The organism is Pseudomonas sp. EL_65y_Pfl1_R83 (assembly GCF_963970695.1).
Classification (GTDB): domain Bacteria; phylum Pseudomonadota; class Gammaproteobacteria; order Pseudomonadales; family Pseudomonadaceae; genus Aquipseudomonas; species Aquipseudomonas tritici.
This window is the reverse complement of the sequence record NZ_CAXAQI010000007.1, coordinates 113,230-139,011: the sequence shown is the minus strand read 5'-3', so window position 1 is coordinate 139,011 and position 25,782 is coordinate 113,230. Positions and strand designations below refer to the sequence as shown.

24 protein-coding genes and 1 riboswitch are annotated in these 25,782 nt (G+C 60.2%); of the genes, 14 read left to right on the top strand and 10 right to left on the bottom strand.

Features of this window, described 5'->3' with window-relative positions; translation table 11 throughout:
• The first annotated feature begins 13 nt into the window (after positions 1-13).
• The 4 genes from metK (at position 14) to AACY08_RS12600 (ending at position 3,972) form a co-directional block, all read left to right on the top strand.
• A complete protein-coding gene (metK, locus tag AACY08_RS12615) occupies positions 14-1,204 on the top strand; it encodes a methionine adenosyltransferase (RefSeq protein ID WP_049711157.1) in 1,191 nt (396 codons plus the stop codon).
• A gap of 222 nt (positions 1,205-1,426) precedes the next feature.
• Entirely contained in the window at positions 1,427-1,777 is a 351-nt protein-coding gene (locus AACY08_RS12610; protein ID WP_049711156.1) for a DUF1090 family protein, read from the top strand.
• A gap of 95 nt (positions 1,778-1,872) precedes the next feature.
• On the top strand, positions 1,873-3,537 hold the full coding sequence (gene ligB / locus AACY08_RS12605) for an NAD-dependent DNA ligase LigB (protein WP_339469715.1): 1,665 nt from the start codon (positions 1,873-1,875) through the stop codon (positions 3,535-3,537).
• 39 nt (positions 3,538-3,576) lie between these two features.
• On the top strand, positions 3,577-3,972 hold the full coding sequence (locus AACY08_RS12600) for a DUF1090 domain-containing protein (protein WP_339469714.1): 396 nt from the start codon (positions 3,577-3,579) through the stop codon (positions 3,970-3,972).
• Between the two features lie 6 nt (positions 3,973-3,978).
• Here the strand turns inward: AACY08_RS12600 and AACY08_RS12595 are convergent, their stop codons facing one another.
• Positions 3,979-4,428, bottom strand: a complete 450-nt coding sequence (locus tag AACY08_RS12595) for a c-type cytochrome (RefSeq protein WP_028618262.1) — start codon at positions 4,426-4,428, stop codon at positions 3,979-3,981.
• 129 nt (positions 4,429-4,557) lie between these two features.
• Between AACY08_RS12595 and mltA the strand changes: the two genes are divergently transcribed.
• Positions 4,558-5,742 (top strand): murein transglycosylase A, encoded by a 1,185-nt coding sequence (mltA, locus tag AACY08_RS12590; RefSeq protein WP_339469713.1) that lies wholly within the window; start codon positions 4,558-4,560, stop codon positions 5,740-5,742.
• 60 nt (positions 5,743-5,802) lie between these two features.
• On the opposite strand, the gene AACY08_RS12585 is transcribed toward mltA, so the two are convergent.
• Positions 5,803-6,189, bottom strand: a complete 387-nt coding sequence (locus AACY08_RS12585; RefSeq protein WP_339469712.1) for an MAPEG family protein — start codon at positions 6,187-6,189, stop codon at positions 5,803-5,805.
• Positions 6,190-6,381: 192 nt separating this feature from the next.
• Here AACY08_RS12585 and AACY08_RS12580 point away from each other — a divergent pair, with 192 nt between their 5' ends.
• On the top strand, positions 6,382-7,641 hold the full coding sequence (locus AACY08_RS12580) for a cation:proton antiporter (protein WP_339469711.1): 1,260 nt from the start codon (positions 6,382-6,384) through the stop codon (positions 7,639-7,641).
• Here AACY08_RS12580 and AACY08_RS12575 read toward each other — a convergent pair.
• The 3 genes from AACY08_RS12575 to AACY08_RS12565 form a co-directional block, all read right to left on the bottom strand.
• Entirely contained in the window at positions 7,635-8,522 is an 888-nt protein-coding gene (locus tag AACY08_RS12575) for a formate/nitrite transporter family protein (RefSeq protein ID WP_339469710.1), read from the bottom strand. The genes AACY08_RS12580 and AACY08_RS12575 overlap by 7 nt on opposite strands.
• Before the next feature lie 71 nt (positions 8,523-8,593).
• Positions 8,594-10,525 carry a patatin-like phospholipase family protein gene (locus AACY08_RS12570; protein ID WP_339469709.1) on the bottom strand — a complete coding sequence of 644 codons (1,932 nt, stop codon included), beginning with the start codon at positions 10,523-10,525 and terminating at the stop codon, positions 8,594-8,596.
• Positions 10,526-10,624: 99 nt separating this feature from the next.
• Positions 10,625-11,029: an acyl-CoA thioesterase gene (locus AACY08_RS12565; protein ID WP_339469708.1), complete on the bottom strand. Its 405-nt coding sequence runs from the start codon at positions 11,027-11,029 to the stop codon at positions 10,625-10,627.
• A 207-nt stretch (positions 11,030-11,236) separates the two neighbouring features.
• Positions 11,237-11,343, top strand: a riboswitch (S-adenosyl-L-homocysteine riboswitch).
• Positions 11,344-11,364: 21 nt separating this feature from the next.
• Between AACY08_RS12565 and ahcY the strand changes: the two genes are divergently transcribed.
• The 5 genes from ahcY (at position 11,365) to AACY08_RS12540 (ending at position 17,929) form a co-directional block, all read left to right on the top strand.
• On the top strand, positions 11,365-12,774 hold the full coding sequence (gene ahcY / locus AACY08_RS12560) for an adenosylhomocysteinase (protein ID WP_339469707.1): 1,410 nt from the start codon (positions 11,365-11,367) through the stop codon (positions 12,772-12,774).
• A 169-nt stretch (positions 12,775-12,943) separates the two neighbouring features.
• Positions 12,944-13,789, top strand: a complete 846-nt coding sequence (gene metF, locus AACY08_RS12555) for a methylenetetrahydrofolate reductase [NAD(P)H] (protein ID WP_339469706.1) — start codon at positions 12,944-12,946, stop codon at positions 13,787-13,789.
• A gap of 82 nt (positions 13,790-13,871) precedes the next feature.
• A complete protein-coding gene (locus AACY08_RS12550) occupies positions 13,872-14,954 on the top strand; it encodes a hypothetical protein (RefSeq protein WP_339469705.1) in 1,083 nt (360 codons plus the stop codon).
• Between the two features lie 63 nt (positions 14,955-15,017).
• Positions 15,018-15,809 carry a substrate-binding periplasmic protein gene (locus AACY08_RS12545; RefSeq protein ID WP_339427659.1) on the top strand — a complete coding sequence of 264 codons (792 nt, stop codon included), beginning with the start codon at positions 15,018-15,020 and terminating at the stop codon, positions 15,807-15,809.
• 221 nt (positions 15,810-16,030) lie between these two features.
• Positions 16,031-17,929: a DEAD/DEAH box helicase gene (locus tag AACY08_RS12540; RefSeq protein ID WP_339415292.1), complete on the top strand. Its 1,899-nt coding sequence runs from the start codon at positions 16,031-16,033 to the stop codon at positions 17,927-17,929.
• A gap of 212 nt (positions 17,930-18,141) precedes the next feature.
• Here AACY08_RS12540 and AACY08_RS12535 read toward each other — a convergent pair whose 3' ends face one another.
• Positions 18,142-18,720 (bottom strand): YceI family protein, encoded by a 579-nt coding sequence (locus AACY08_RS12535; RefSeq protein WP_049711142.1) that lies wholly within the window; start codon positions 18,718-18,720, stop codon positions 18,142-18,144.
• A gap of 32 nt (positions 18,721-18,752) precedes the next feature.
• Positions 18,753-19,304 (bottom strand): cytochrome b, encoded by a 552-nt coding sequence (locus AACY08_RS12530; protein WP_339415291.1) that lies wholly within the window; start codon positions 19,302-19,304, stop codon positions 18,753-18,755.
• 272 nt (positions 19,305-19,576) lie between these two features.
• On the opposite strand from AACY08_RS12530, the gene AACY08_RS12525 reads away from it, so the two are divergent.
• Positions 19,577-20,983, top strand: a complete 1,407-nt coding sequence (locus AACY08_RS12525) for an adenosylmethionine--8-amino-7-oxononanoate transaminase (protein ID WP_339469704.1) — start codon at positions 19,577-19,579, stop codon at positions 20,981-20,983.
• Positions 20,984-21,013: 30 nt separating this feature from the next.
• Complete coding sequence (locus tag AACY08_RS12520) at positions 21,014-21,733, top strand: 16S rRNA (uracil(1498)-N(3))-methyltransferase (RefSeq protein WP_339438190.1); 720 nt, start codon at positions 21,014-21,016, stop codon at positions 21,731-21,733.
• Positions 21,734-21,808: 75 nt separating this feature from the next.
• Here AACY08_RS12520 and AACY08_RS12515 read toward each other — a convergent pair whose 3' ends face one another.
• Positions 21,809-22,711: a transporter substrate-binding domain-containing protein gene (locus AACY08_RS12515; RefSeq protein ID WP_339469703.1), complete on the bottom strand. Its 903-nt coding sequence runs from the start codon at positions 22,709-22,711 to the stop codon at positions 21,809-21,811.
• A 34-nt stretch (positions 22,712-22,745) separates the two neighbouring features.
• Positions 22,746-23,969, bottom strand: a complete 1,224-nt coding sequence (locus AACY08_RS12510; protein ID WP_339469702.1) for a D-amino acid dehydrogenase — start codon at positions 23,967-23,969, stop codon at positions 22,746-22,748.
• A 108-nt stretch (positions 23,970-24,077) separates the two neighbouring features.
• On the opposite strand from AACY08_RS12510, the gene AACY08_RS12505 reads away from it, so the two are divergent.
• Positions 24,078-24,980 (top strand): LysR family transcriptional regulator, encoded by a 903-nt coding sequence (locus AACY08_RS12505; RefSeq protein WP_339469701.1) that lies wholly within the window; start codon positions 24,078-24,080, stop codon positions 24,978-24,980.
• Between the two features lie 42 nt (positions 24,981-25,022).
• On the opposite strand, the gene trhA is transcribed toward AACY08_RS12505, so the two are convergent.
• Positions 25,023-25,640, bottom strand: a complete 618-nt coding sequence (gene trhA / locus AACY08_RS12500; RefSeq protein WP_339469699.1) for a PAQR family membrane homeostasis protein TrhA — start codon at positions 25,638-25,640, stop codon at positions 25,023-25,025.
• Positions 25,641-25,782: the final 142 nt, after the last annotated feature.

The following is a 25,782-nucleotide window of genomic DNA, read 5'->3' as shown; positions in this document are numbered from 1 at the left end:
GGAAAACATCGAGATGAGCGAATACTCCCTTTTCACCTCCGAGTCCGTGTCTGAAGGGCATCCGGACAAAATCGCCGACCAGATTTCTGACGCGGTGCTGGACGCCATCATTGCTGAAGACAAGTTCGCCCGTGTGGCGTGCGAGACTCTGGTGAAAACCGGTGTAGCGATCATCGCTGGCGAAGTGACCACCACTGCCTGGGTTGACCTTGAGCAGATCGTTCGTGACGTGATCACCGACATCGGCTACAACAGCTCCGACGTCGGCTTCGACGGCGCGACCTGCGGCGTGATGAACATCATCGGCAAGCAGTCCCCGGACATCAACCAGGGTGTCGACCGTGCCAAGCCGGAAGACCAGGGCGCCGGCGACCAGGGCCTGATGTTCGGTTACGCCAGCAACGAAACCGACGTGCTGATGCCAGCACCGATCACCTTCTCGCACCAACTGGTGCAGCGCCAGGCCGAAGCCCGTAAATCCGGCCTGCTGCCTTGGTTGCGTCCGGATGCCAAGTCCCAGGTGACCTGCCGTTATGAGGGCGGCAAAGTCGTCGGTATCGACGCTGTGGTTCTGTCGACCCAGCACAACCCGGACGTGTCCTATGCTGACCTGCGCGAAGGCGTGATGGAGCTGATCGTCAAGCACGTGCTGCCTGCCGAACTGCTCAGCAAAGACACCCAGTTCCACATCAACCCGACTGGCCAGTTCATCATCGGTGGCCCGGTAGGCGACTGCGGCTTGACCGGTCGCAAGATCATCGTCGACAGCTACGGCGGCATGGCCCGTCACGGCGGTGGCGCGTTCTCGGGCAAAGACCCTTCCAAGGTTGACCGTTCGGCGGCCTACGCCGGTCGTTACGTGGCCAAGAACATCGTCGCTGCCGGCCTGGCCGAGCGTTGCGAGATCCAGGTTTCCTACGCGATCGGCGTGGCCCAGCCTACGTCGATCTCGCTGAATACCTTCGGCACCGGCAAGATCGGCGATGACAAGATCGTGAAACTGGTGCGCGAGATCTTCGACCTGCGCCCTTACGCGATCACCACCATGCTCGACCTGCTGCACCCGATGTACCAGGAAACCGCAGCCTACGGCCACTTCGGTCGTACCCCTGCGCAGAAGACTGTCGGCGACGACACCTTCACCACCTTCACCTGGGAAAAAACCGACCGCGCCAACGACCTGCGGACTGCCGCCGGCCTGTAATCGCTCCCGGTACACAAAAGCCCTGCCGGGTTCGCCCGGCGGGGCTTTTTATTGCGCGGCAACTCGCGCCATGACTTTCACATTTTTTGGATCCAAATATTGCAGGCACAATGATGGCGCTCTAGAATCCGCGCCCTCTCGGGCCCTCTACCTTATTTGGATATTGCCCTGCGCCAGCCCGGGATAGACACGTGCGCAGGCAATCGAACATTGAGGTTTTTCATGCGCATCTCCACGCTCGCCCCTGCCGCTCTTCTGCTCAGCCTGTTCGCCCTGCCAGTAAACGCCGCCGACCTGAGCGCACTGAGTGGCGCCCTGGGCTCCCAACTGGGTGGCGGCAATTCCGGCGACTGCCAGAAGCAATCTGCAGACCTGCAAACCAAGATCGATGCCGCCGAAGCCCAAAAGGACAAGATGAAAGTGAAGGCTTTCAAAGCCGCGCAGGACCAGATCAACAAAGGTTGCAACAAACTCTCTGAAGCCCAAGCCAAAGCCGACGCCAAGCAGCAAAACCAAGAGGCCAAGGCAGATAAGCCCGACGCAGTGAAAGCCCTGGGCGGGCTGTTCAAGTAAATAGAAACACCCAGTAAAAAGCCTCGCACTGCCGGGGCTTTTTTGTGCCCGCGCGGATCATTTAGGCTGGACACCCTTTCCGAGCAAGGATGCTCATGATGCGTTCATTATTTGCCCTTTTACTCAGCGCACTACCCTTCTGGGTGTGGGCCGAAGGCTGCCCGGACGAAGCCCGCTCGCAGGTCGACACCTTGGCCGAACAGATCCGCCAGTGGGATGACAGCTACCACCGGCTTGGCCAATCCCCGGTCTTTGATGAACTTTACGACCAGGCGCGCCAGCGCTTGGCTCACTGGCGTCGGTGCTTTCCCGAGCCCACTGCGACGCCCGACAACCCTCTCGCGAGTTCACGCGGCACCCTGCCTCACCCCGTTGCCCATACCGGCCTGGAGAAACTGCTGGATGAAAAGGCCGTCGGTAGCTGGCTGGGTACGCGCGAGGATGTATGGATTCAACCCAAGGTAGACGGTGTTGCAGTGACTGTGGTGTATCGCCAGGGGCGCCTGAGTCAAGTCATCAGCCGAGGCGATGGCGTCAAGGGCCACGACTGGTCTGCCTCCGCGCGCAAAATCCCCAGCATTGTCCAGCAACTGCCAGCGCCCATCGACGTGGTGCTGCAAGGCGAACTCTATTGGCACCTCGACGACCATGTGCAATCGGCAAGCGGAGGGCTTAATGCCCGCAGCAAGGTGGCCGGGCTGATGAACCGCAAACGATTAAGCGACACCGACGCCGCCGGCATTGGTCTGTTCGTCTGGGCCTGGCCTGAGGGGCCGGCAGGGTTCAGCGAGCGCCTGGCCACGCTGGCAAGCTGGGGTTTCACCGATAGCCGGCGCTACAGCCAGCCCATCCGCGACATCAACGAAGCCACGCACTGGCGTGCCTATTGGTACAACCACCCTCTGCCGTTCGCCAGCGATGGGGTGGTGTTGCACCAGGCGCAGCGCGCACCCGCCGATCGCTGGCAGGTCAGCGCGCCCTACTGGGCGGTTGCCTGGAAGTACCCGGCGGCCAAAGCCTTGGCGCTGGTGCGTAAGGTGCAATTCAAGATCGGCCGCACCGGGCGCGTGACCCCCATGCTGGAGTTGGAACCGGTGCGATTGGATGACCGGCAGGTCAGCCGGGTGAGCGCGGGCTCATTGAAGCGCTGGCAAGCGCTGGATATCCGCCCCGGTGACCAGGTTTCCATCAGCCTGGCGGGCCAAGTCATTCCTCGGTTGGATGAGGTCATTCTGCGCAACACCACAAGGGCGGAGCTGCCAGTGCCCAACCCAGGAAAATTCCACGCGTTGAGCTGCTGGCAACTGGACCCCGGTTGTGAAGAACAATTGCTGGCACGCCTTACCTGGCTGAGCGGCAACGAGGGCCTCGCTTTGCCACACATCGGCCGCGAGACCTGGAACGTATTAATCCAGGCCGGTCTAATCGCAGGCTTTCTCGATTGGTTGACCCTGGATGCGGCAGAGCTTGCTAACATTGATGGCTTCGGTGATCGCAGCCGTGCGCGAGTCCTCAAAAGCCTTAACAGCGCGCGGCAACGGCCCTTCGCACAATGGCTCAAAGCCTTGGGCGTACCGCCTGCGGCACGTAACAACCTGGAAGGCGACTGGCAGACGCTGGTCGCCAGAGATACCCAAGCCTGGCTGGCCATCGACGGCATCGGCCCGGGCCGCGCAGCGCAATTGAGCGCCTTTTTCCGCGACCCGCAAGTACAGGCCTTGGCAGACACATTACGCGCGGCCGGCATCGACGGGTTTTAGACCCCAGCCGGCCACCAGATTGCGACCTTGGAGTCCCACATGAAATTTCTAGCACCGCTTGCCCTGTTGACCGTCGCAAGCTTCATGACTACTCCGCTGCTGGCTGCGGAGGAAGCACCGCAGCTCACCGGGTGCGCCGCCAAGCGCCAAGCCATCAGCACCCAGATCGAACAGGCCAAGGCCCACGGCAACAGTGCGCAACAAGCCGGCCTGGAAAAAGCCCTGAGCGAAGTGACCGCCAACTGCACCGAAGCATCCCTGAAAAAGGAGCGGGAAAACAAGGTGCTCGACGCCAAGCATGAGGTCAGCCGCCGTCAGGCCGATCTGGACAAGGCCATGAAAAAAGGCGACGCGGACAAGATCAACAAACGCAAGGACAAGCTCGCCGAATCCCGCAAGGAACTGCAGGATGCCGTGGAGGAGCTAGACCAGTAAAACCGATCAGTGGTCCCGGAACTGTTTATGGCAGGCGCTGCAGGCATCTTCAACTTTTTGCACAGCAGGCCCCAGGTTGCTCGCCTTGTAAGGCTGCACTTGGCTGGCGGTCACCAATTCACCGGTGGCCGCCTCAAGGTCGCGGGCCAATTGCTGGAATTGCGCCTGTTTCTGCCAGACATCGTCCTTGGCGCTGGTGTGATCTTCTTCGCGCACGCTCGGGAAATGCTTCCACGGCTCATGGGACAATGCATCCAGCTTGACCGCACCTTCGGCAAACTTAGCGCCGTCGAACGGGATGCGCCCACGCAACATGCCGCCCAGGTCTTCACCGGTCTTGAGCATCTGCTTGAAGATCGCCTTGCGCTGGCCCAGCGGCGAATTCGGATCAACGCCGCCACAGGCGGACAGTGTCAGGCAGGCCAGCAGTACAACGGTCAGTCTTTTAAAAGTCATGGTGGCTTCGAGGTCGCGGGAGACGGCGGCCAGTATCCTCGCCCCGCCCGCAAAGACCAATAGCCCTATTATTAATAAGGGTTGCCCAAAAGCGCTGCGACGCGGGCAATCGCTTAAGGAATTGTTTGTATGAATGTCAGCTTGAAACCCTGGAGCCGCCGCCTGGCGTGGGCTCTACCGATGATCGCGCTGCTGACCGGCTGCGACGCGGGCAAAGAAACAGCCAAGGATGAAACTTCCAAGCCTCACGCCGTCGCCACCTATGTCAGTGCGCCGTGGGAAGCCTTGCCGACAGTATCCGACAGCGACCTGCTGGCCGGTTTTGAATCCTGGCGCAGCGCCTGCCAACGCCTCAAGGCAGACCCGGTATGGGGCGCGACCTGTGCGGCAGCCGCCACGGTCCCGAGCAACGCAGTGGCAGTGCGCGGGTTTCTAAAAGAGCGCCTGGATGTGTTCGGCCTGCGCTCGGCCGACAACACCCCGAACGGTTTGATCACTGGCTACTACGAACCGGTCTACCCCGGCAGCCTGACCAAGACCGCCAAAGCCAACGTGCCTGTGTACGGCGTGCCGGACGACCTGATCATCGTCAACCTGGAAAGCATCTACCCCGAGCTCAAGGGCAAGCGCCTGCGCGGTCGCCTGGAAGGTCGCGTACTCAAGCCCTATGACGATGCCAGCGCCATCAACGGCCAGGGTTCAACCGCCAAACCGATTGCCTGGCTGACAGACCCGATGGACCTGCAATTCCTGCAGATCCAGGGCTCGGGCCGGATTCAACTGGCGGGGGGACGCCAACTTCGTGTCGGTTATGGCGACCAGAATGGCTACCCTTACCGCCCGATCGGTCGCTGGCTGGTGGAGCAAGGCGAGCTGAAGAAAGAAGACGTGACCATGGGTGCCATCAGCGCCTGGGCCAAGGCGCATCCGCAGCGTATTCCGGAACTGCTGGCGAGTAACCCAAGCTATGTTTTCTTCAGCGCCCGCCCCGATAGCAATGAAGGCCCGCGCGGCTCCTTGAACGTGCCGTTGACCCCTGGCTACAGCGTAGCAGTGGATCGCAAGGTGATTCCGTTGGGCAGTCTGTTGTGGCTGTCGACCACCAAGCCGGATGGCTCGCCGATCACGAGACCCGTGGCCGCACAGGACACCGGCGGTGCAATCACCGGTGAAGTGCGCGCGGACCTGTTCTGGGGCACCGGCGATGCAGCCGGTGAACTGGCGGGCAATATGAAACAGCAAGGCCAGATCTGGATGCTGTGGCCCAAGGGCGCAGCGTTGCCGCAAGTGCCGGATGCACCTGTCGGAAGCTGACAGACACTGAAGATGTGGGAGCGGATTTGCTCGCTCCCACAGGAGGATTCGCGTCAAACGTTAGATCGAGACAAAGAAGAAGCTCGCAATCAACGCCATGCCCACCGCCCACACCACCGAGCGCAGCATTGCCCAGTCCGCCAGGTAGCAAATGATGTACAACAAGCGGCTGGTGATAAACAGCACGGCCAGCACGTTAATGGTCACCAATTCAGCCGTACCGGCCAGGTGCGCGACAATGACCGCCGCCGCAAATGCCGGGGTGACTTCAAAGCTGTTGAGTTGTGCACTGTGGGCTCGCTTGGCAACCCCCTCGAGCGTCTCGAGGAATGCACGCGGGTCGTGGTTGTGGCGCGGCCGAAACTTTCCGCCGCTGAACTTGGCCACGCCGGTACACAGGTAAGGCAGAAAAATTGCGATCAACACACACCAGAAAGCGACCGTCATAACTCATTCCTTTTTTAGTTTTAAACAGCGATTAGAGTTTTAGCACTAAAAACATCTGGCCGCACCCTACCGCTATGAACCGTAGCGCCTGGAAAGGTTCTACGGCCTTTTACCCCAGCGCTTGCAACATCCCGCCGTCGCGGCGGTCCATCCCCTCACCCACGTTTCCCCCTCAACTTCCAAGGACCCCGGATGCTTGAACTTGTCGCCGCCTTCATTTGCCTCACCACCCTACTCACCTATGTGAACTTCCGCTTTATCGGCCTACCGCCCACCATCGGCGTGATGGTCACGGCGCTGATATTTTCACTGTTCTTGCAAGGCTTGAGCCTGCTCGGCTACCCAGGACTGGAAGAACGCATCCAGCAGTTGATCGGCCAGATCGACTTTGGCGATTTGCTGATGAACTGGATGCTCTCATTCTTGCTGTTCGCCGGTGCGTTGCACGTCAACCTGAACGACCTACGCAGTTACCGCTGGCCCATCGGCCTGCTGGCGACCTTTGGCGTATTGATCGCCACCGCGGTGATCGGCAGCCTGGCGTATTACATTTTTGCCCTGTTCGGCTGGCACGTCAGTTTCCTCTACTGCCTGCTGTTCGGCGCGCTGATCTCGCCCACCGACCCAATTGCGGTGCTTGGTGTGTTGCGTACCGCCAATGCCTCAAAACCGTTGAAAACCACCATCGTCGGCGAATCATTATTCAACGACGGCACTGCAGTGGTGGTCTTCACCGTGCTATTGGGCATCGCACAGCTGGGCGAAACGCCGACCGTGGGCGCCACCGCCATGCTGTTCGCCCATGAAGCCATTGGCGGCGCGATGTTCGGTGGCCTCATCGGCTACCTGGTGTACCTGATGATCAAGAGCATCGAGCAACACCAGATTGAGGTAATGCTGACCCTCGCCCTGGTGATCGGCGGCTCGGCGATGGCCACCGAGCTACACGTCTCCGCTCCGATTGCGATGGTGGTAGCTGGCCTGATCATCGGCAACCTGGGCCGCCAGTTGGCGATGAACGACATGACCCGTCGCTACCTCGACGGTTTCTGGGAATTGCTCGATGACATGCTCAACGCCCTGCTTTTCGCATTGATCGGCATGGAGCTGCTGTTGTTGCCCTTCAACTGGCTGCACGTGTTCGCTGCCAGCTTGCTGGCGGTGGCAATTCTGTTGTCACGCCTGTTGACCGTGGCCCCGGCGATCCTGTTGCTGCGGCGCTGGCGCACGGTGCCACGCGGCACCATCCGCATCCTCACCTGGGGTGGTTTGCGCGGCGGAGTTTCCGTGGCACTGACATTGGCCTTGCCGCTGGGCCCGGAGCGCGACCTCCTGCTGAGCATCACCTACATCGTGGTGCTGTCATCAATCCTGTTGCAGGGTTTGAGCATCGGCAAGCTGGTCAAGCGCGTAACCCGGGACGAGCCCCAGGCTACGCCTGACGCTCACTGATCCTTGTTGATCTGCTGCGGATGCCTCGGGTCCGCAGCTTTCTTGTCCGGCAGGCTGCCTTCGCTGCGAATCTGCGCATGACTGATCAGCGCAAAGATAAAGCTGCCACCAATGATGTTGCCGGCCAGGGTCGGCCCGGCAAACACCAACCAGAAATCCTTCCACGGCAACTCGCCTGCAAATACCAGATACGAGACCTCTGCCGAACCCACGACGATGTGAGTGAAGTCCCCCAGCGCCATGAGATAGGTGATCAGGATAATGATCAACATCTTGGCGCTTTCCATGGAGGGGATCATCCAGACCATGGTGGCGATCATCCAGCCGGAGATGATGCCCTTGGCAAACATCTGGCCGGCATCGTTTTCCATGACCTTGCGCCCAATGTCGAGGAAGGCCATGTCGGTCTTGGTGTCAAAGATCGGCAGGTGCAACATCACGTAAGCCACCAGCAAAGTGCCACACAGGTTGCCCACCAGCACCACGGTCCATAGCCGTAACAGGCGCCCCGCATTGCCGAGGGTGGGCTTGCTCATCACGGGCAGCACGGCGGTCAGCGTGTTTTCGGTGAACAGTTGCTGGCGCGCCAAAATGACCGCCAGGAAGCCCGCGCAGTAGCCGAAGCTGGCAATAACCTTGAATCCTTCGCCGTCCGGCAGGCGCGAATTGAGTAGCCCCATCGCCATCAATGAAAGGCCCATTGTCAGGCCAGCAGCCAACGCCGACCACCACAACGCAGCCACATTGCGCTCCAGCTCCTGGTCGCCCTGAGTGCGGATGATTTCATGCAGCACCGCCGCACGGGGCGGTTGGTTTTTGTCGACGTCCTGTTGCTCTTCCTGCGACAGATTAGGGGTTTTACCTGATTCGTCAGTGGCCATGATTATCCAGAGTCCAAGGGGTGCTTGTAGCTACGACACGCCGCCACAGTGGCTGTTCAATGGCCAAGCAACTAAACCTGCACACGCCAGGCCTTTGCCCTCTCCACAGTGGTCGAGCTGGCCGCCTTGTCCCAGGGTTTGTTACGCGCTTTGTAGCTGTCACTGAGGGTATCGAGCACCCGGTTGAACTCGGCGGGCGTGTTCGCCCACGCCAGGTCTTGAGCTGCGCGGTGCAACAGTTCCACGTTGGACTCGGGTTGGCCCAGCCGAAACAACGAGGGATAAATGACTTCCCGTGTGAAGTTCTCAGCCTTCATCGCTATGTCACGCAGTTTCATCTCGGCGACAGCGCCGCCGATGACGTTGGACATCGGCACTGCATCGCTTGCGATCTGTCTGGCCGCCACTTGCAGCAACTGCTGGAAGTTGCGCTGGCCTGTAACATTGAGGCGCCGCGCCAACCAATCGATCTGCTCAGGCCTTGTGGCGAGCGCATTCAGATTACGCAATGCCGTTGATATTTTCGGCGTGAACACCAACGCGCCCTGTGACTGATTGGCCTCGGCAATCGCATCATCCAGGGTTTTCAACACCTGCTGCGCGCTCTTTCGAAACATGAGGACATCAGCAGCGGCCGGGTCCTTGTGCAGCGTCGGTTGCACACTGGCGAGCATTTCATCATCCATGGCCAGCACTGCCTCATCCAGCGAATGGAACGCGTGATGCTCAAGTGCCGTGGTGCGACGCTCCAAATGTGCCTCCACCGCTTGACGCGCCTTTGCCTGCAGGTGTTGCTTCTGCTCATCCAGCATAGTGAAGTTGACCGTGCCCGTGAGCAGGCCACGAAAGTCACCTTTTCCGGTCTTGAGGGGCAATGTCACAATCTGATCGGCAAACGCTTCGAGCTTTTTATCTTGAAAGGCGCCAGCGGCCGAATGCGCAACGCCTGTAATGCGGTCGGCCCCACGGCTGAAAAAACTCCCACTGCGCACTGGCGCATCAGTGATGCCAGCCTCGAACTTGACGATCAACGATTCAGATTTGTTCAAGGGGCTATCAGGAAATAACCTTTCCACCACGCCTGGCGCCGGGGTATTGAGCAGCAAGCCGCCGTCTTTGAACGCGGTGGTTTCAGCAGACGCCTGAAAACCATGACCTTGCTCCACCGGTTTTTTGAACACCACCGGCAGCGCACCCGAAATATGCGCCGCGCTGGCAATGTCCATATGCGGGGTCAGACTGGCATTGAACACCACCAACTGCGGGCGGCCGCCAAACATGCCGGTGCCCGTGATATTGAGTTGCTTGATCGCAGAAATATGCCGGCTCAACACCTCGAGATCACCAAACGTGGGAGCGCCACCGGCACTCAGTTTGTCAGCAATGTCGATGACTTCGGCGGGCCGGGTTTCCCGAGGGGTTTGCGCGATGTGGCCAAGAATCGACTGGCGCGACTCGTTGCGGATCAATGCTTCCAGGGGCAAGGCTTCAGTCTGCAAGCGCAGCAGCAAGGTCATCAACAACTGAGAAACCGCGCCGACGGAGCCGGGCAAGCGGCCAGTGAGTTTGCCAAGTGTCGTACTGGCCTCTTGCATCCAGGCCGTCGCGGCATCGTTGCTGTTCAACAGGCTTGGCAAATTGATGCTGTCCGACAACCTGTCGAACGCCGCAGCCCCCATTCCGCTGGCAATCAGCGCCGCTGAAATCGCACCGGCAGATGAGCCGGAGGTCGATTGGATACCTTGCAGCTGTCCGGCGCCCTCAAGTGCCTGCACCACCCCCGAAAAAGCGATGCCCTTGGCCCCACCACCGCTGAGCACCAAGCTCGTGACGGGCGGTGCCGATAAAATCACCTCCACCCGTCCCTGGTTATCACGCAGGAGCGTCAGGTTGCGCTCGCCAACCCCCTCCACCAGGGGCGTCTTCTCAGCTTGATGGGTCGGGAAATGACCCTTCTCACTCAATGAGGGATGAATCTGCGCAATCGAATTAAACACTTTCATCCACGGGCTCTCTCTACAGGGTGTGGTCCTGAGTGATGAGCGCGCTGCGCAACGATCCATGCGGAATGATTTGGTAAAGCAAATCAAACCGCGGCGTGGTTACTCGGGAAGGCTGTCGTCCTGAAACTGATCCTTGACGTACTTGATCTCGGTGCGGCCGTGAGGTGCAGGCTGCCCATCTTCACCGAGGTTGACGAAGACCATTTTCTCGACCGTCAGGATGCTTTTGCGGGTGATCTTGTTGCGCACTTCACAGGTCAGGGCGATGGAGGTGCGACCGAACTCGGTGGCGGTGATGCCCAGCTCGATGATGTCGCCCTGGCGCGAGGCACTGACGAAGTTGATTTCGGAGATGTACTTGGTCACTACGCGCTGATTGCCCAATTGCACAATGGCGTAGATCGCCGCTTCTTCGTCGATCCAGCGCAGCAAGCTGCCGCCGAACAGGGTGCCGTTGGGGTTGAGGTCTTCGGGTTTTACCCATTTGCGGGTGTGAAAGTTCATGGGGGGGGGCTCCGAGGTTGAGGTGGTTGGACGATTGGGTTATGGCCCCCAGCTTCGAGTTTTAAGCTGCAAGCTGCAAGTTAAAAGCCGATTCGCTTTTACTTGCCGCTTGTAGCTTGTCGCTTGTCGCTGCCCCTTGCCACTCACCAGACAAAGAAAGCTATAATCGTCACCGATTTCGAGCGGCCACCACCGTTCTCCCGCCACCTGTCCGAGGGGCGCTGCAGCAGGTTCAACCTGTCAGGCTCGGATGGGGCGTTGTCAGGCCTGGTTTATTCGGCCTGATACTAAACGCACAACGGCGCCCATTCGCACACTACGAATGGAGGCTCTTCATGAGCGCTGTCAACACGCCTGCAGATTTCACCGACTACAAAGTCGCCGACATGTCCCTCGCCGCCTGGGGCCGTCGCGAAACCTTTATCGCCGAATCCGAAATGCCTGCCCTGATGGGCCTGCGTCGCAAGTACGCCGCTGAGCAGCCACTCAAAGGCGCCAAGATCCTCGGCTGCATCCACATGACCATTCAGACTGCCGTGCTGATCGAAACCCTGGTTGCCCTGGGTGCGGAAGTGCGTTGGTCGTCCTGCAACATTTTCTCGACTCAAGACCAGGCCGCTGCCGCTATCGCTGCTGCCGGTATCGCGGTTTACGCCTGGAAAGGCGAGACCGAAGAAGAGTACGAGTGGTGCCTGGAGCAAACCATCCTGAAAGATGGCGCGCCTTGGGATGCCAACATGATCCTCGACGACGGCGGCGACCTGACCGAGCTGCTGCACAAGAAGTACCCGCAGATCCTCGACCGCGTCCACGGCGTAACCGAAGAAACCACCACCGGCGTACACCGTCTGCTGGACATGCTGGCCAAGGGCGAGCTGAAAATCCCGGCCATCAACGTCAACGACTCGGTGACCAAGAGCAAGAACGACAACAAGTACGGCTGCCGTCACAGCCTGAACGATGCCATCAAGCGCGGCACTGACCACCTGCTGTCGGGTAAGCAAGCCCTGGTGATCGGCTACGGTGACGTGGGCAAGGGCTCGTCCCAGTCCCTGCGCCAGGAAGGCATGATCGTTAAAGTCTCCGAAGTTGACCCGATCTGCGCCATGCAAGCCTGCATGGACGGCTTCGAAGTGGTTTCGCCGTTCATCGATGGCGTCAATGACGGCACCGAAGCGAGCATCGACAACGCCCTGCTGGGCAAGATCGACCTGATCGTGACCACCACCGGCAACGTGAATGTTTGCGACGCAAACATGCTCAAAGCCCTTAAGAAGCGCGCCGTTGTCTGCAACATCGGTCACTTCGACAACGAGATCGACACTGCTTTCATGCGCAAGAACTGGGCATGGGAAGAAGTGAAGCCGCAGGTGCACAAGGTTCACCGTACCGGCGCTGGTGATTTCGACCCGCAGAACGATGACTACCTGATCCTGCTGGCCGAAGGCCGTCTGGTTAACCTGGGTAACGCCACCGGCCACCCAAGCCGCATCATGGACGGCTCGTTCGCCAACCAGGTCCTGGCGCAGATCTTCCTGTTCGGCCAGAAGTACGCCGACCTGTCGCCAGCCCAGAAAGCCGAGCGCCTGACCGTGGAAGTACTGCCGAAGAAACTCGACGAAGAAGTGGCCCTGGAAATGGTCCGCGGCTTCGGCGGCGTGGTGACTCAACTGACCAAGACCCAGGCCGATTACATCGGCGTGACCGTTGAAGGTCCGTTCAAGCCGCACGCTTATAGGTACTGACAGCAGCGGCAAGCTTTCAGCTACAAGCGGCAAGTAAAAGCGTTTGTGTGAAGGCTTGCTACTTCCTTGCTCTTTAAGCAGTTGTGGGCTGTGAGCTTCATGCTACAAGAACAGGCGCGCCGCCCTCTTGCAGCTTGAAGCTTGCAACTTGCAGCTGGAGACCTCCTCCATGTCCCAAGACCGTCGCTACAGCTTCGAGTTCTTCCCGACCAAGACCGATGCTGGGCATGAAAAACTGATGGCGACTGCTATGCAGTTGGCCAGCTACAACCCCGACTTCTTTTCCTGCACCTACGGCGCCGGTGGCTCGACCCGTGATCGCACGATCAACACCGTGTTGCAGCTGGAAAGCCAAGTCAAAGTTCCCGCCGCGCCGCACTTGTCGTGCGTGGGCGACAGCAGGAGCGACCTGCGCGGCCTGCTGACTCAATACAAGGCAGCCGGCATCAAGCGCATCGTTGCCCTGCGTGGCGACCTGCCGTCCGGCATGGGCATGGCCAGCGGTGAGCTGCGCTACGCCAATGACCTGGTGAGCTTCATTCGTGAAGAAACCGGCGATCACTTCCATGTCGAAGTGGCGGCTTACCCGGAGATGCACCCGCAGGCACGCAATTTCGAAGACGATCTGCAAAACTTCGTCCGTAAAGCGAACGCCGGTGCCAATAGCGCAATCACCCAGTACTTCTTCAACGCCGACAGCTACTTCTACTTCGTCGAGCGGGTACAGGCCATGGGTGTGAACATCCCGATCGTGCCGGGCATCATGCCGATCACCAACTACAGCAAGCTGGCGCGTTTCTCCGACGCCTGCGGTGCCGAGATTCCGCGCTGGGTGCGCAAACAACTGGAAGCCTATGGCGACGACGTCAAGAGCATCCAGGCGTTCGGCGAAGAGGTCATCACCAATATGTGTGAAGAGTTGTTGCAAGGTGGCGCGCCAGGCTTGCACTTCTATACCCTTAACCAGGCTGAGCCGAGCCTTGCGATCTGGAACAACCTCAAGCTGCCGCGCTGAGGTCGTTTGAGTAGCATCCAGGCCCTCGTTCATACGGGGGCCTTTTTTGTTCAAAAATCCTTGGAATGGAAGCCCGCAGTAAATGAATACAGCGTCCCCGACACCTCGCCCGCAGTTGGTTTACCTGGTATTCGGCGCCGAGACCTACCATCAGGAAGCCGTATTCAGCATCGCCAGCGCGCTGTCACATTTGGGCGGTGCCCAGGACATGCCGCTGGACATCCAGGTGTTCAGCGACAACCCGGCGCCCTACGTGGGTTTGCCGGTGCAGGTCCACGCACTGGACGAAGCCACGCGCAAACAGTGGAGCGAGCCCCACGGCTACCATTTTCGAACCAAGCACGTGCTGCTGCGCTACGTGCTGGAAACGGCGGAACAGGCGCTGTTGATCGACACCGACACGTTTTTCCACGACTCGCCCATGGCACTGTTCGAACGCGTCGCCCCCGGCACCTTGTTGTGCAATGCCTTCCAGGCCAAGTACGGCGATAACCGCGAAAGCGTGCTGTACAAGGCCCTGGCCAACTACCTGGCCGACAAAGGCGTGGCTGACGACGATATGTGGCTGCTCAACTCCGGCGTCATGGGCCTGACCCGGCAAGACGCGCCGTTGCTGGATCATTCCATTGAGCTGATGGACGAACTGTTCCCAATGGCCCACGGAGCCTACACTCTGGAAGAGTTCTGCCTGTCGGTTGCCGCCTACCGCAAGGTCAACGTACGCCAGTGCCCGGACCTGATCCACCACTACTGGAGCCGCAAACAGCTGTTCCGCGCCAAGGTCCTGGCGTGGGTCGCCAAGCACGCCGCCGCCCCCACCAGCGCCGTGGCACTGGCCGATACCCGCAAGGTATCCGCCCACCTGCCACGCCCGCCGCGCCTTCAGCGCATGGTGTACAAGCTGATCACCCTGGCCCTGCCCAAGCGCAAGCAGCAATTTATCCGCGAGATTCTCTACGGCTGCTACGAGCACGAAAACGAATTCGACCAGGCATGTGGCAAGGTTTGGTGGGACAAGGCCCGGCAGAATCAGGAAGAACGCCAGAAATGCCCGGTCGACGCGCACCAACTGGAGCACTGGTTCGCCAACCCCCTGGTGCGCCTGATACTTGGCGAGCGGCGCGCAGCCATCTACGAACACCTGATGACCTCAGAGGCCAAATAGCATCGTTAGCAGATGCGTGCGCCAGAGCTTCTCTTTAATGCAGGAGCGTCGTAATCTCAGGGCATGCGCATCATTTTGAAGCTTGCGACCGCTGCCCTTTTTACTTGCCTGAGCCTGGCCGCTTATGGCGAGAAATTGCGCATTGTGACCGAGCCCTGGGCACCCTACGTGTATGAGGAACACGGCAGCATGCAGGGGCTGGACTACGAAACCACAGTCATCGTGTTCCAGCGCCTGGGGGTCGAGGTGCAATGGCAATTCCTGCCCTGGAAGCGCTGCCTGGCGATGCTCGACCAGGGACAGGCCGATGGCGCATTGGACATTTTCCACAGCCATGAGCGCGATGCCTTGCTGCTCTACCCCAGCGAACCGCTGTCGGAGGTGGAGTTCGTGCTGTTCTACGCCAATGAGCGCCCTCATCCCGCCCAAAGCCTCGAAGCGCTTCGCGGCCTTACCGTCGGCACGTCACCGGGCTACCTGTACGGCGCAGAATTCAGCGATTCGACCCTGTTCAACCGCGAAGCTGCCCCCAGTCATGAGGCCAACTTCGGCAAATTGATGCTCGGGCGCATCGATCTGCTGATCACCGATCGCCGGGTGGGTCAGCATGTGATCAAGGCACTGGACCTGGAGGGCAAGGTCAGCCAGGCGCCAGCAGTGGTCAGTCGCCAGCAGCAGTACCTCGCCGTGCGCCGTGGCGCGGGCATGGACCTGCTGGTGCAACGCTTCGCCGCAGAACTTAAACGTTTCAAACAAGAGCCAGCCTACACCGCCTTGAGCGCAAAATATGGTGGAATCCAAGCGATTACGGGGGCTGGACGCACCGTTGAGCAGCAGGAAAGCAGCGCGCGGTGATTGCTCTGTTATACTCCGGCCTTTCCGCCAGGCTTACGCCCGGCCGCTGAGGTCTTGAAAAAGGCACCCAACCCCGCTACTGCGCAGCTTTCAGCCCGCGCGAGCCGATGGAGTGCCCGCCAGACGCAGCAGGACCGGACGGGATTGCGCTCCCCTAAGCGCCATTCACGCCCGGCAAGATTATCCCTTTGGGCCAAGCCCTAACTAAAACAGGATTACTCATGTCCTTTGCTTCCCTCGGTCTCTCCGAGGCTTTAGTCCGCGCCATCGAGGCAGCGGGCTATACCGAGCCTACTCCGGTGCAACAGCGGGCCATTCCCGCCGTGTTGCAAGGTCGCGACCTGATGGTTGCGGCTCAGACAGGTACTGGTAAAACCGGCGGTTTCGCCCTCCCGATTCTGGAGCGGTTGTTCCCCAACGGTCACCCGGACAAATCCCAGCGTCACGGCCCGCGCCAACCGCGCGTACTGGTCCTGACCCCAACCCGCGAACTCGCCGCCCAAGTGCACGACAGCTTCAAGCTGTATGCCCGCGACTTGAAGTTCGTCAGTGCCTGCATCTTCGGCGGCGTTGGCATGAACCCACAGGTTCAGGCCATGTCCCGTGGTGTAGACGTGCTGGTGGCGTGCCCGGGTCGTTTGCTCGACCTGTGCGGCCAAGGCAGCGTCGATTTGTCCCACGTGGAAATCCTCGTGCTGGACGAAGCCGACCGCATGCTCGACATGGGCTTTGTCCATGACGTGAAAAAGGTCCTTGCCCGCCTGCCGGCCAAACGTCAGAACCTGCTGTTCTCGGCAACGTTCTCCCAGGACATCACCGCCCTGGCCGGCAAGTTGCTGCACAACCCGGAGCGCATCGAAGTCACGCCGCCGAACACCACGGTCGAGCGTATCGAGCAACGCGTATTCCGCCTGGCCGCCAGCCACAAGCGTTCGCTGCTCGCCCACCTGATCACCGCCGGCGCGTGGGAACAGGTGCTGGTGTTCACCCGAACCAAGCACGGCGCTAACCGTCTGGCCGAGTACCTGGACAAGCACGGCCTAACCGCCGTCGCCATCCACGGCAACAAGAGCCAGAACGCGCGCACCAAAGCCCTGGCCGACTTCAAGGCCGGTAGCGTACGCATCCTGGTTGCCACCGATATCGCCGCTCGCGGCCTGGATATCGACCAGTTGCCACACGTGGTCAACTTCGAACTGCCAAACGTCGACGAAGACTACGTGCACCGTATCGGCCGTACCGGCCGCGCCGGTCGTTCGGGTGAAGCCATTTCCCTGGTTGCACCGGACGAAGAAAAGCTGCTGAAAAGCATCGAACGCATGACCAAGCAGAAAATCGCCGACGGCGACCTGATGGGCTTCGATTCCAGCGCCGTGGAAGCTGAGAAGCCTGAAGCGCGCGAGCGCCCAGACGTGCGTAACCCACGCAACCCACGCGGTCCGAAGGGCGATGGCCCGAACGGCGGCGGCGGTGGCGGTGGTCGTCGCGACAAGGGCAAAGACAAAGGCGGCAAGGAAAAAGCGCCAACCAACGGCCGTGGCGAGCGCCCAGCCCGCGAGCAAAAGCCCCGTGAAGGTACCCCGGCCCGCGAACAGCGCCAGCCGAGCCAGCCGCCACGCGCCGCTGCTGATCGCGCCCCGGACGAGTTCCTTGACGACGATATCGATAACTTCGGTAACCGCGCTGACTACGTACCTCAGGCAAAACCCGCCCAAGGTCGTGGCCGTCGCCCAGGTGGGCAAGCTCCGGGTGCAGGTGCAGGCACCGGTTCGGGCGCGCCACGTGGCGGCCAGCCTCAGGGCGGTCGTCAGAACGGCCCGCGTAACAGCAGCGGCGGTACCACCGGCACGCCACCTGCCAAGCGCAGCGGCCCGCGAAATGGCGCACCGCGTGACGGTCAAGCCCGTCGCGAAGACTCGCGTAGCAACAACCGCCGCCCAGCCCGTGACGACCAGCCTCGCTCGTCCGAACCGGCCGTGCAGAACCCGCGTGGTGGCCCGGCGCCGAAGATCATCCACAAGGAGTCGAAAGTGGATCGCTTCCCGACACCTGAGCAGTTGGATCAACTGCCAGGCCGCCCTCGTGGTGAAAAACCAGCGTTGCTGACTCGCAACCGCTGATTTTAGACGCCTCATAAAAATGCCCCGCATCGCTTGATGTGGGGCATTTTTTTGACTTCGCAACATTCAATGAGCTTTTCTGTGGGAGCTGGCTTGCCTGCGATAGCGATATCCCAGCCAACATTAAAGTGACTGATCTGCCGCTATTGACGACATTCCAGGCATAAAAAAACCGGATCCTGAGATCCGGTTTTTTTGTGCACGGGCAGAAATTACTTTTGCTTAACACCTTCCAGCGAAATTTCCAGGTCTGCCGTCTGGGAAGTCGGGCCTGGGCCTTTGATGCCGAAGTCGTTCAGGTTCAGCGTGGTGGTGGCGTTGAAGCCAGCACGTTCGCCGCCCCACGGGTCCTTGCCTTCGCCGTTGAACGTGGCCTTGAAGGTCACAGGTTTGGTCACGCCGTGGAAAGTCAGGTCGCCAGTCACGTCAGCGGTTTTCGCGCCGGTGGACTTAACAGCGGTGGAGACGAACTTGGCGTCGGCGAACTTGGCAACGTCCAGGAAGTCTTTGCTGGCGATGTGCTTGTCACGCTCTGCGTGGTTCGACCACAGGCTGGCGGTTTTCACGTCGACCGCGATTTTGCTGGCTTCTGGCTTAGCCGCATCCCAGCTGAACGTACCGTCCCAATCCTTGAAGGTGCCGTGAATGTAGCTGTAGCCCAGGTGGCTGATTTTCCAGTCGATGAAGGCGTGCTGGCCTTCCTTATCGATCTTGTAGTCAGCAGCCATCACCTGACCTGCGGACAGCAGGGCAGTACCGATTGCCAGAGCGGCGAGGGTCTTTTTCAACATGCTTTCTATTCCTTGTGAGTCGAGGTTGAACATCAGGCTTTGCGCCCCAGCATTCGCGTGAGGGTCACATCACGATCGATAAAGTGGTGTTTCAACGCAGCCACGCCATGCAAACCGGCGAAGACCACCAACACCCAAGCGAGGTACAGATGCACCAAGCCTGCGTTATCTGCCTGGTCCGGTAGTCCGGAAACCACGGCAGGAATCTCAAACAGGCCAAACACCGGGATACCGACACCGTCTGCGGTGGAAATCAGGTAACCAGCGATCATCACGGCAAACAACCCGAGATACAGGAATGCGTGGCCAAACGCGGCCCCCATGCGGGTCATGCGACTGTAACTGGTCAAGGGCGGTGGTGGCGGGCTGACCAAGCGCCAGACGATACGCACCAGCATGATGGCGAACAGCGTGATGCCAATGCTCTTGTGCAGGTCCGGTGCCTCTTTGCGCCAGGCGCTGTAGTAGTCGAGGCCGACCATCCATAAGCCTAGAGCGAACAGGCCGAATACCACCAAGGCCACGCCCCAGTGCAGAACCATGCTGACCCAGCCATAGCGGGCCGGTGAATTGCGTAACTGCATGTACTTAATCCCGTAGTAGCTGCGCCCAAGACTAGCGATTTACCTATCGAATTAAAGCGGAAAATTCTGCTTTGAAATATCGAGAAATACGATCTTGAGGGTATGAAGAGTAAATTAACAATGGATTAAGGACTATCCAGAAGAAACGTGACAGACCGTCCTGCGTTTACACCCCATTCACAGGTAATGTCTTGTGACACAGCCGCCCATTGCATAGGCTTGCGCGATTGTTTTACCTGCGCACGCCGCAGGACCGCTTCGAGGAGATAACGATGGGCTTGAACAACCAGTGGATGCAACGCGACCTTGCGGTGCTGTGGCATCCCTGCACCCAGATGAAAGACCACCAGCAATTGCCGCTGATCCCGATCAAGCGCGGTGAAGGGGTGTGGCTGGAAGACTTCGAAGGCAAGCGCTACCTGGATGCCGTCAGTTCCTGGTGGGTCAATGTGTTCGGCCACGCCAACCCGCGCATCAACCAGCGCATCAAGGACCAGGTCGATCAGTTGGAGCACGTGATCCTCGCCGGTTTCAGCCACCAGCCGGTGATCGAGTTGTCCGAACGCCTGGTGCAGATGACGCCTGAAGGCCTGACACGCTGCTTCTACGCCGACAATGGTTCGTCGTGTATCGAAGTCGCGCTGAAAATGAGCTTCCACTATTGGCTCAACCGTGGCCTGCCTGACAAAAAGCGTTTCGTCACCCTGACCAACAGCTACCACGGCGAAACCATCGCCGCGATGTCGGTGGGCGACGTGCCGCTGTTTACTGAGACCTACAAGGCGCTCCTGCTCGACACCATCAAGGTGCCCAGCCCGGATTGCTACCTTCGCCCCGAGGGCATGAGCTGGGAAGAACACTCGCGCAACATGTTCCTGGCCATGGAACAGACCCTGGCGGACAACCACGACACCGTCGCCGCCGTCATCATAGAACCGCTGATCCAGGGCGCCGGCGGAATGCGCATGTACCACCCGGTGTACCTCAAGCTGCTGCGCGAAGCCTGCGACCGCTACGGCGTGCACCTGATCCACGATGAAATCGCCGTGGGCTTCGGCCGCACCGGAACGATGTTCGCCTGTGAGCAGGCCGGTATCAGCCCGGACTTCCTGTGTTTGTCCAAAGCGCTCACGGGCGGTTACCTGCCGTTGGCCGCCGTGGTCACCACCGATGACGTGTACGACGCCTTCTACGACGACTACCCGACATTGCGCGCGTTCCTGCACTCCCACAGCTACACCGGCAATCCGCTGGCGTGCGCGGCGGCGCTGGCGACGTTGGATATTTTCGAAGAAGACAACGTCATCGAAAACAACAAGGTCCTGGCCCAGCGCATGGCGACCGCCACCGCGCACCTGGTGGACCACCCTCACGTTTCGGAAGTGCGTCAGACCGGCATGGTGCTGGCCATCGAGATGGTCCAGGACAAAGCCACCAAGACCGCCTACCCGTGGCAGGAGCGCCGTGGCTTGAAGGTGTTCGAGCACGCTCTGGAACGTGGCGCGCTGTTGCGACCATTAGGCAGCGTGGTGTATTTCCTGCCGCCGTATGTGATTACGCCGGAGCAGATCGACTTCCTGGCTGAAGTCGCCAGTGAAGGGATCGACATCGCCACCAATAGCAACGTCAGTGTCGCTGTGCCAAAAGACTTCCACCCGGGCTTCCGCGATCCAGGTTGATTGCCTAACCAACTTTTCCAGAGAACAGAAATGAGACTGTCCCGCTTTTTCACCGACACCCCGCTGAGCCTCGGCGACCACGAATTACCCGAAGCCCAGGCGCATTACATCAGCCGCGTGCTGCGCATGGGCGAAGGCGATGCTGTGCAACTGTTCGACGGCTCCGGCCAGGAGTTCCTCGGCAGCTTGCTGGAAGTCGGTAAGAAACGTGTCACCGTGCAACTCACGGAGCGCTTTGCTGGCCAGACCGAATCACCGCTGCATATCCACCTGGGCCAGGGCCTGTCCCGGGGCGAACGCATGGATTGGGCGATTCAGAAAGCCACCGAACTGGGGGTCAACGCGATTACGCCGATTTTCAGCGACCGCTGCGAAGTACGCCTCAAGGATGAACGCGCCGACAAACGCCTGCTGCACTGGCGCCAGGTGGCCATCAGCGCCTGCGAGCAATGTGGGCGCTCGACGGTACCGGTGATTCACCCGCCACTGTTGCTGGCGGACTGGTTGAAGCAGACCGAGGCGGATTTGAAGCTGGTGCTGCACCCCGTGGCTGAACCGATGATCAGCCATGCCAAACCATCAAGCCTGGCGTTTTTGATCGGGCCTGAGGGTGGGCTGACCGACCAGGAAGTCGAAACCGCGCAAGCCGCCGGTTACCACGCCGCCCGCCTCGGCCCGCGGGTGCTACGCACCGAAACGGCGCCGGTAGTGGCTCTGGCCGTCGCCCAACAACTGTGGGGCGACTTTTAACCCTCTTCCGTTGCAAACCCAATCAAAACGGTGGGAGCTGGCTTACCAGCGCCCACCGTTGGATCGGGTTACCCCTTACTCCACAGGGTCACTCACCGGCTTGGCAATAATCGCCCTTAATTCACTGGTCATCGGGAATTCCAGGTTCAAGCCCTTGGGCGGAATCGGTGATTCAAACCAGCGCTGGTAAATCCCGTTGATCTCTGCGCTTCGGTACAGATCAGCCAGTGTCTCGTTAACCACCGCAAGAAACTGCGGGTCGTCCTTGCGCACCATGCAGCTGTAGATTTCCCGCGACTGCTCCTTCCCCACCACCACCCAGTTATGCGGGTCCTTTGCCTTGGCGCGCTCGCCGTAAAGCAACGCGTCATCCATATAGAACGCCGCTGCACGGCCGGTCTCGAGCATCTTGAAGGCTTCGCCATGGTCCTTGGCACTGATCACGAACATATTGGCCTTGTGGTCGGCGTTGTAGCTTTTGAGGAAACGCTCGTTGGTGGTACCCGCGGTGGTCACCACGTTCTTGCCCGCAAGATCAGCAAAGCCTTGGATGCCACTGTCCTTGGCCGTCAGCAATTGCCCCTTCACGTAGATAAACCCGTAGGAAAACGCCACCTGCTTCTGACGTTCGGCCGTCACCCCGGTAGAACCGCACTCCAGGTCGACTGTGCCATTCTGCACCAGCGGGACACGGGTCTGCGAAGTCACCAGGTTGTACTTCACATTAAGCTTCGCCACTCCGGTTTTCTGCTGAATGCGCTCGACGATCTTGTTTGCCAGCTCTACCGAATAGCCCATGGGCTTGCCACTGTTATCCCCGACGTAGGAAAACGGCACCGACGCATCGCGATAGCCCAACGTGATGGACTTGGCGTTAGCAATCTTGCCCAGCGTGCCGTCCAACGGCGCTTGGTTCGCATGGGCGTGTGCGCCCAGCAAAAGCGCCAGGGTGCAGCCGGTCAACAGGATTTTTTTCATTGTTATTCTCCGTTGGTCTTGGGGTTGTGAACATTCAAGCAGCCTGGGGCGCAAGGCCCTGCATATCAATAGAAGGCGCGTGTTGCCCGATCAACTCAGCCAGCAGCTGGCCGCTGCCGCACGCCAGGGTAAAGCCAAGTGCACCGTGGCCCAGGTTCAGCCACAGGTTGGGATAGACACTGGCCCCAATCAGCGGCACGCCCGTCGGGGTGGCCGGGCGCATACCAGCCCATTCCACCGCATCGGCGTAATCGCCCGCCAAAGGAAATGTCTCCAGCGCCTGGCGTTTCATCAGCGCCAGGCGCTTGGGTTCAAGGCTGGCGTCGAAGCCGACGATATCCACCATGGCCGCCACCCGCAGTTGTTCGCCGAGGCGCGCATAGACGATCTTGCGGTCGTAGTCGGTGATACTCACCTTCGGCGCCTGGTGCTGCGCGCCAATCGGCACACTAAGGCTGTAACCCTTGAGCGGGTAAAGCGGCAGCGGCACACCCAACTCCGCGCTGCGATACCCGGCCGCGAGTACCAGATGCTCGACCGGCATCACCTCTGAGCCCAGTTCGATAGCCTGCACCACACCGCCAGCGTGGCGAATGCCAGTGACCTTGCGCCCCAGCAAAAAGCGGCAGCGGCCGGACGCTTCAAGCCGCGCCGCCAAGCGCTGGCAGAACGCATGACAATCAGCCACCTCCTCATTCGGCGTGTAGATGCCACCGACAAAACCACCGCCCGCCAGCGCCGGCTCCAGGCGTGCGCAATCGGCGGCCGACAGCACCTGCTGCTGAAGGATATCGGTGACCTTGCTGCGGGCATGCGCAAAGGAGTTGGGTTTACGGAAGGTGAGCAGTTTGCCGTTGCGCCGCCAGTGGAAGCCGTCCAGGTGATCATCCTCGCGCCACTGCTGCAACGTGTCCTGGCTCAGGGAGGCAAGTCGCAGCAGGTGGGCGGCATTGCGTTTGTTCACCGAGCTACGACAGGCGCCGAGGAACGCGGCCATCCAGCGCCATTGCTGAGGGTCGAGGCGTGGGCGCAGCGTTAACGGCGAGTCACCGCGCAACAGCCAACCGATGGCCTGACGCGGCACGCCGGCATCGGCCAGCGGCGCCACGTAGCGATAGGACAATTGCCCGCCATTGGCAAAACTGGTTTCACTGCCCAGGGTCTCGCGCGCGTCGATCACCGTCACCTCGTGGCCCGCGCGCACCAGCGCATACGCACTGGCCAGACCAATCACCCCACCCCCAATAATGTGCACCATTCCCGCCGCCCGCCGTTTAATCAAGAGGCCTCAAGCCTAGGGGCAGGTGACAGGCCACCGACAATGAATAAAGATGGGTCACCTATAAACAAAGGTTATGGACCTGCCATGCGCCTGCGTCATATCGAAATCTTCCAGGCCATCCGCCAGACCGGCTCCGTCAGCGCCGCCGCGCAACTGCTGCATGTGTCACAACCGGCGGTGACCAAGGTGTTGCAGCACGCCGAATTACAACTGGGCTTCCCGCTGTTTCTGCGCGTGCGCGGCAAGTTGCAGCCCACGCCGGAAGCCCTGGCGCTGGAAAGCGAAGTGGAGAAAGTCACCGAAAGCCTGCAAGGCGTACGGCGCCTGGCCAAGAGTTTGCGCCGTGAACCGGGCCAGAGTGTGCGCATCGGCGCGATCCCGGCGCTGGCCCTGTCACTGCTGCCGCCAGCAATCCTGGAGTGGAAACGCGACTACCCGGACATGGCCTGCGAGTTGTCCAGCGACCACAGCCGCGAGCTGGTGCAGAAGCTGCTGATGCGTGAGATTGACTTGGCGCTGACGCTCAACTTCTCTGGCCATCCAGGGCTGACCACGCAAGTGCTGGCCAACGGGGTGTTGGTGGCCTTGGCGTCCAAAGGCTATTGGTCTGATGCCGAGCTGAGCAGCCCGCTGCCCCTGGCTGATCTGGCGGGCACGCCGCTGATAGGTCTTTCCAGCGCCGACCCGCTGGCGGCAAAACTCGACAGCTACCTGGAAAACGTCGACCCGCCGCCAAGAGTGACGATCTCCGTACAAACCTACTCGTTGGCCCGTGCGATGGTGGAATCCGGCGCCGGCCTCACGGTGATCGACCCCTTCACCGCGCTCGGTGCTTCGACCGCCACCACCTGCATCCGCACGCTCACTCCGCCGCTGCCGATCACGCTGTACGCCCTGACCCGCGCCGATGAACCGCCGCCGCATATGCTGGCTAATCTGCTGGAGATTTTCGGCCACCGCGCCCGAGAGCTGCTGGAACGGCTGTGAAAATCGGATTTTCAAAACAACGAGGATCAAATGTGTTGTCTGTTAGAGCACGTAATGCATGATCGCCACAAAGTGCAGCAGGCTGCCGCCAATCACAAACAAATGCCAGATCCCATGGGAGTGCCGCAGGCGGTCCTCCAAGGCAAAAAATATGATGCCGACGGTGTACAGCACCCCACCCGCCGCCAGCCAGGTAAACCCTGCCGTGCCCAGCGCGGCGATCAGCGGCTTGACCGCCACCAGCACGATCCAGCCCATCACCGCATAAATCACGATCGACAGGACGCGCGCCTCGGAGCGCGGCTTGATCTCTTGCAGGATGCCGATCACCGCCAGCCCCCACACGATGCCGAACAACGTCCAGCCCCACGGCCCTCTCAAGGTCACCAGACAAAACGGCGTGTAACTGCCGGCGATCAACAGGTAGATCGAAAAGTGATCAACCTTCTGCATGATTTCTTTACGGCGGCCCTGCACGCTGTGATACACGGTGGACGCGCTGTACAACACCAGCAGCGTAAAACCATAAATTGCCACGCTGACGATCTTCCAGGGGCTGCCATCCAGGCTCGCCACCACCAACATCCACACTGCGCCTACAAACGCCGCGACTGCACCGAGCAAATGGCTCCAGGCGTTGAATCGTTCCCCGTGGTACATCTGTCACTGCCCTCCCGTAAGCGTTAACGACTGGCAGGCAAGCGTCCAGCCTTGCGCATCAGAGTGCAAGCGGCTTATGACGTTCCGGCGACGCCGGGCGGTTTTGCGGGCACAATTGTCGGCATTCGAACAAGAGCCCACG

Excerpts from the sequence above, each read along its gene's own strand:
- mltA (WP_339469713.1), top strand. The coding sequence starts at position 4,558 with ATGAATGTCAGCTTGAAACCCTGGAGCCGCCGCCTGGCGTGGGCTCTA.
- metF (WP_339469706.1), top strand. The coding sequence starts at position 12,944 with ATGTCCCAAGACCGTCGCTACAGCTTCGAGTTCTTCCCGACCAAGACC.
- AACY08_RS12600 (WP_339469714.1), top strand. The coding sequence starts at position 3,577 with ATGAAATTTCTAGCACCGCTTGCCCTGTTGACCGTCGCAAGCTTCATG.
- AACY08_RS12510 (WP_339469702.1), bottom strand. The coding sequence starts at position 23,969 with ATGGTGCACATTATTGGGGGTGGGGTGATTGGTCTGGCCAGTGCGTAT.
- AACY08_RS12565 (WP_339469708.1), bottom strand. The coding sequence starts at position 11,029 with ATGAACTTTCACACCCGCAAATGGGTAAAACCCGAAGACCTCAACCCC.
- AACY08_RS12550 (WP_339469705.1), top strand. The coding sequence starts at position 13,872 with ATGAATACAGCGTCCCCGACACCTCGCCCGCAGTTGGTTTACCTGGTA.
- AACY08_RS12515 (WP_339469703.1), bottom strand. The coding sequence starts at position 22,711 with ATGAAAAAAATCCTGTTGACCGGCTGCACCCTGGCGCTTTTGCTGGGC.
- AACY08_RS12595 (WP_028618262.1), bottom strand. The coding sequence starts at position 4,428 with ATGACTTTTAAAAGACTGACCGTTGTACTGCTGGCCTGCCTGACACTG.
- ligB (WP_339469715.1), top strand. The coding sequence starts at position 1,873 with ATGATGCGTTCATTATTTGCCCTTTTACTCAGCGCACTACCCTTCTGG.
- AACY08_RS12505 (WP_339469701.1), top strand. The coding sequence starts at position 24,078 with ATGCGCCTGCGTCATATCGAAATCTTCCAGGCCATCCGCCAGACCGGC.
- metK (WP_049711157.1), top strand. The coding sequence starts at position 14 with ATGAGCGAATACTCCCTTTTCACCTCCGAGTCCGTGTCTGAAGGGCAT.
- AACY08_RS12610 (WP_049711156.1), top strand. The coding sequence starts at position 1,427 with ATGCGCATCTCCACGCTCGCCCCTGCCGCTCTTCTGCTCAGCCTGTTC.
- AACY08_RS12585 (WP_339469712.1), bottom strand. The coding sequence starts at position 6,189 with ATGACGGTCGCTTTCTGGTGTGTGTTGATCGCAATTTTTCTGCCTTAC.
- AACY08_RS12580 (WP_339469711.1), top strand. The coding sequence starts at position 6,382 with ATGCTTGAACTTGTCGCCGCCTTCATTTGCCTCACCACCCTACTCACC.
- AACY08_RS12525 (WP_339469704.1), top strand. The coding sequence starts at position 19,577 with ATGGGCTTGAACAACCAGTGGATGCAACGCGACCTTGCGGTGCTGTGG.
- AACY08_RS12530 (WP_339415291.1), bottom strand. The coding sequence starts at position 19,304 with ATGCAGTTACGCAATTCACCGGCCCGCTATGGCTGGGTCAGCATGGTT.
- AACY08_RS12545 (WP_339427659.1), top strand. The coding sequence starts at position 15,018 with ATGCGCATCATTTTGAAGCTTGCGACCGCTGCCCTTTTTACTTGCCTG.
- AACY08_RS12570 (WP_339469709.1), bottom strand. The coding sequence starts at position 10,525 with ATGAAAGTGTTTAATTCGATTGCGCAGATTCATCCCTCATTGAGTGAG.
- AACY08_RS12520 (WP_339438190.1), top strand. The coding sequence starts at position 21,014 with ATGAGACTGTCCCGCTTTTTCACCGACACCCCGCTGAGCCTCGGCGAC.
- trhA (WP_339469699.1), bottom strand. The coding sequence starts at position 25,640 with ATGTACCACGGGGAACGATTCAACGCCTGGAGCCATTTGCTCGGTGCA.
- AACY08_RS12540 (WP_339415292.1), top strand. The coding sequence starts at position 16,031 with ATGTCCTTTGCTTCCCTCGGTCTCTCCGAGGCTTTAGTCCGCGCCATC.
- AACY08_RS12575 (WP_339469710.1), bottom strand. The coding sequence starts at position 8,522 with ATGGCCACTGACGAATCAGGTAAAACCCCTAATCTGTCGCAGGAAGAG.
- ahcY (WP_339469707.1), top strand. The coding sequence starts at position 11,365 with ATGAGCGCTGTCAACACGCCTGCAGATTTCACCGACTACAAAGTCGCC.
- AACY08_RS12535 (WP_049711142.1), bottom strand. The coding sequence starts at position 18,720 with ATGTTGAAAAAGACCCTCGCCGCTCTGGCAATCGGTACTGCCCTGCTG.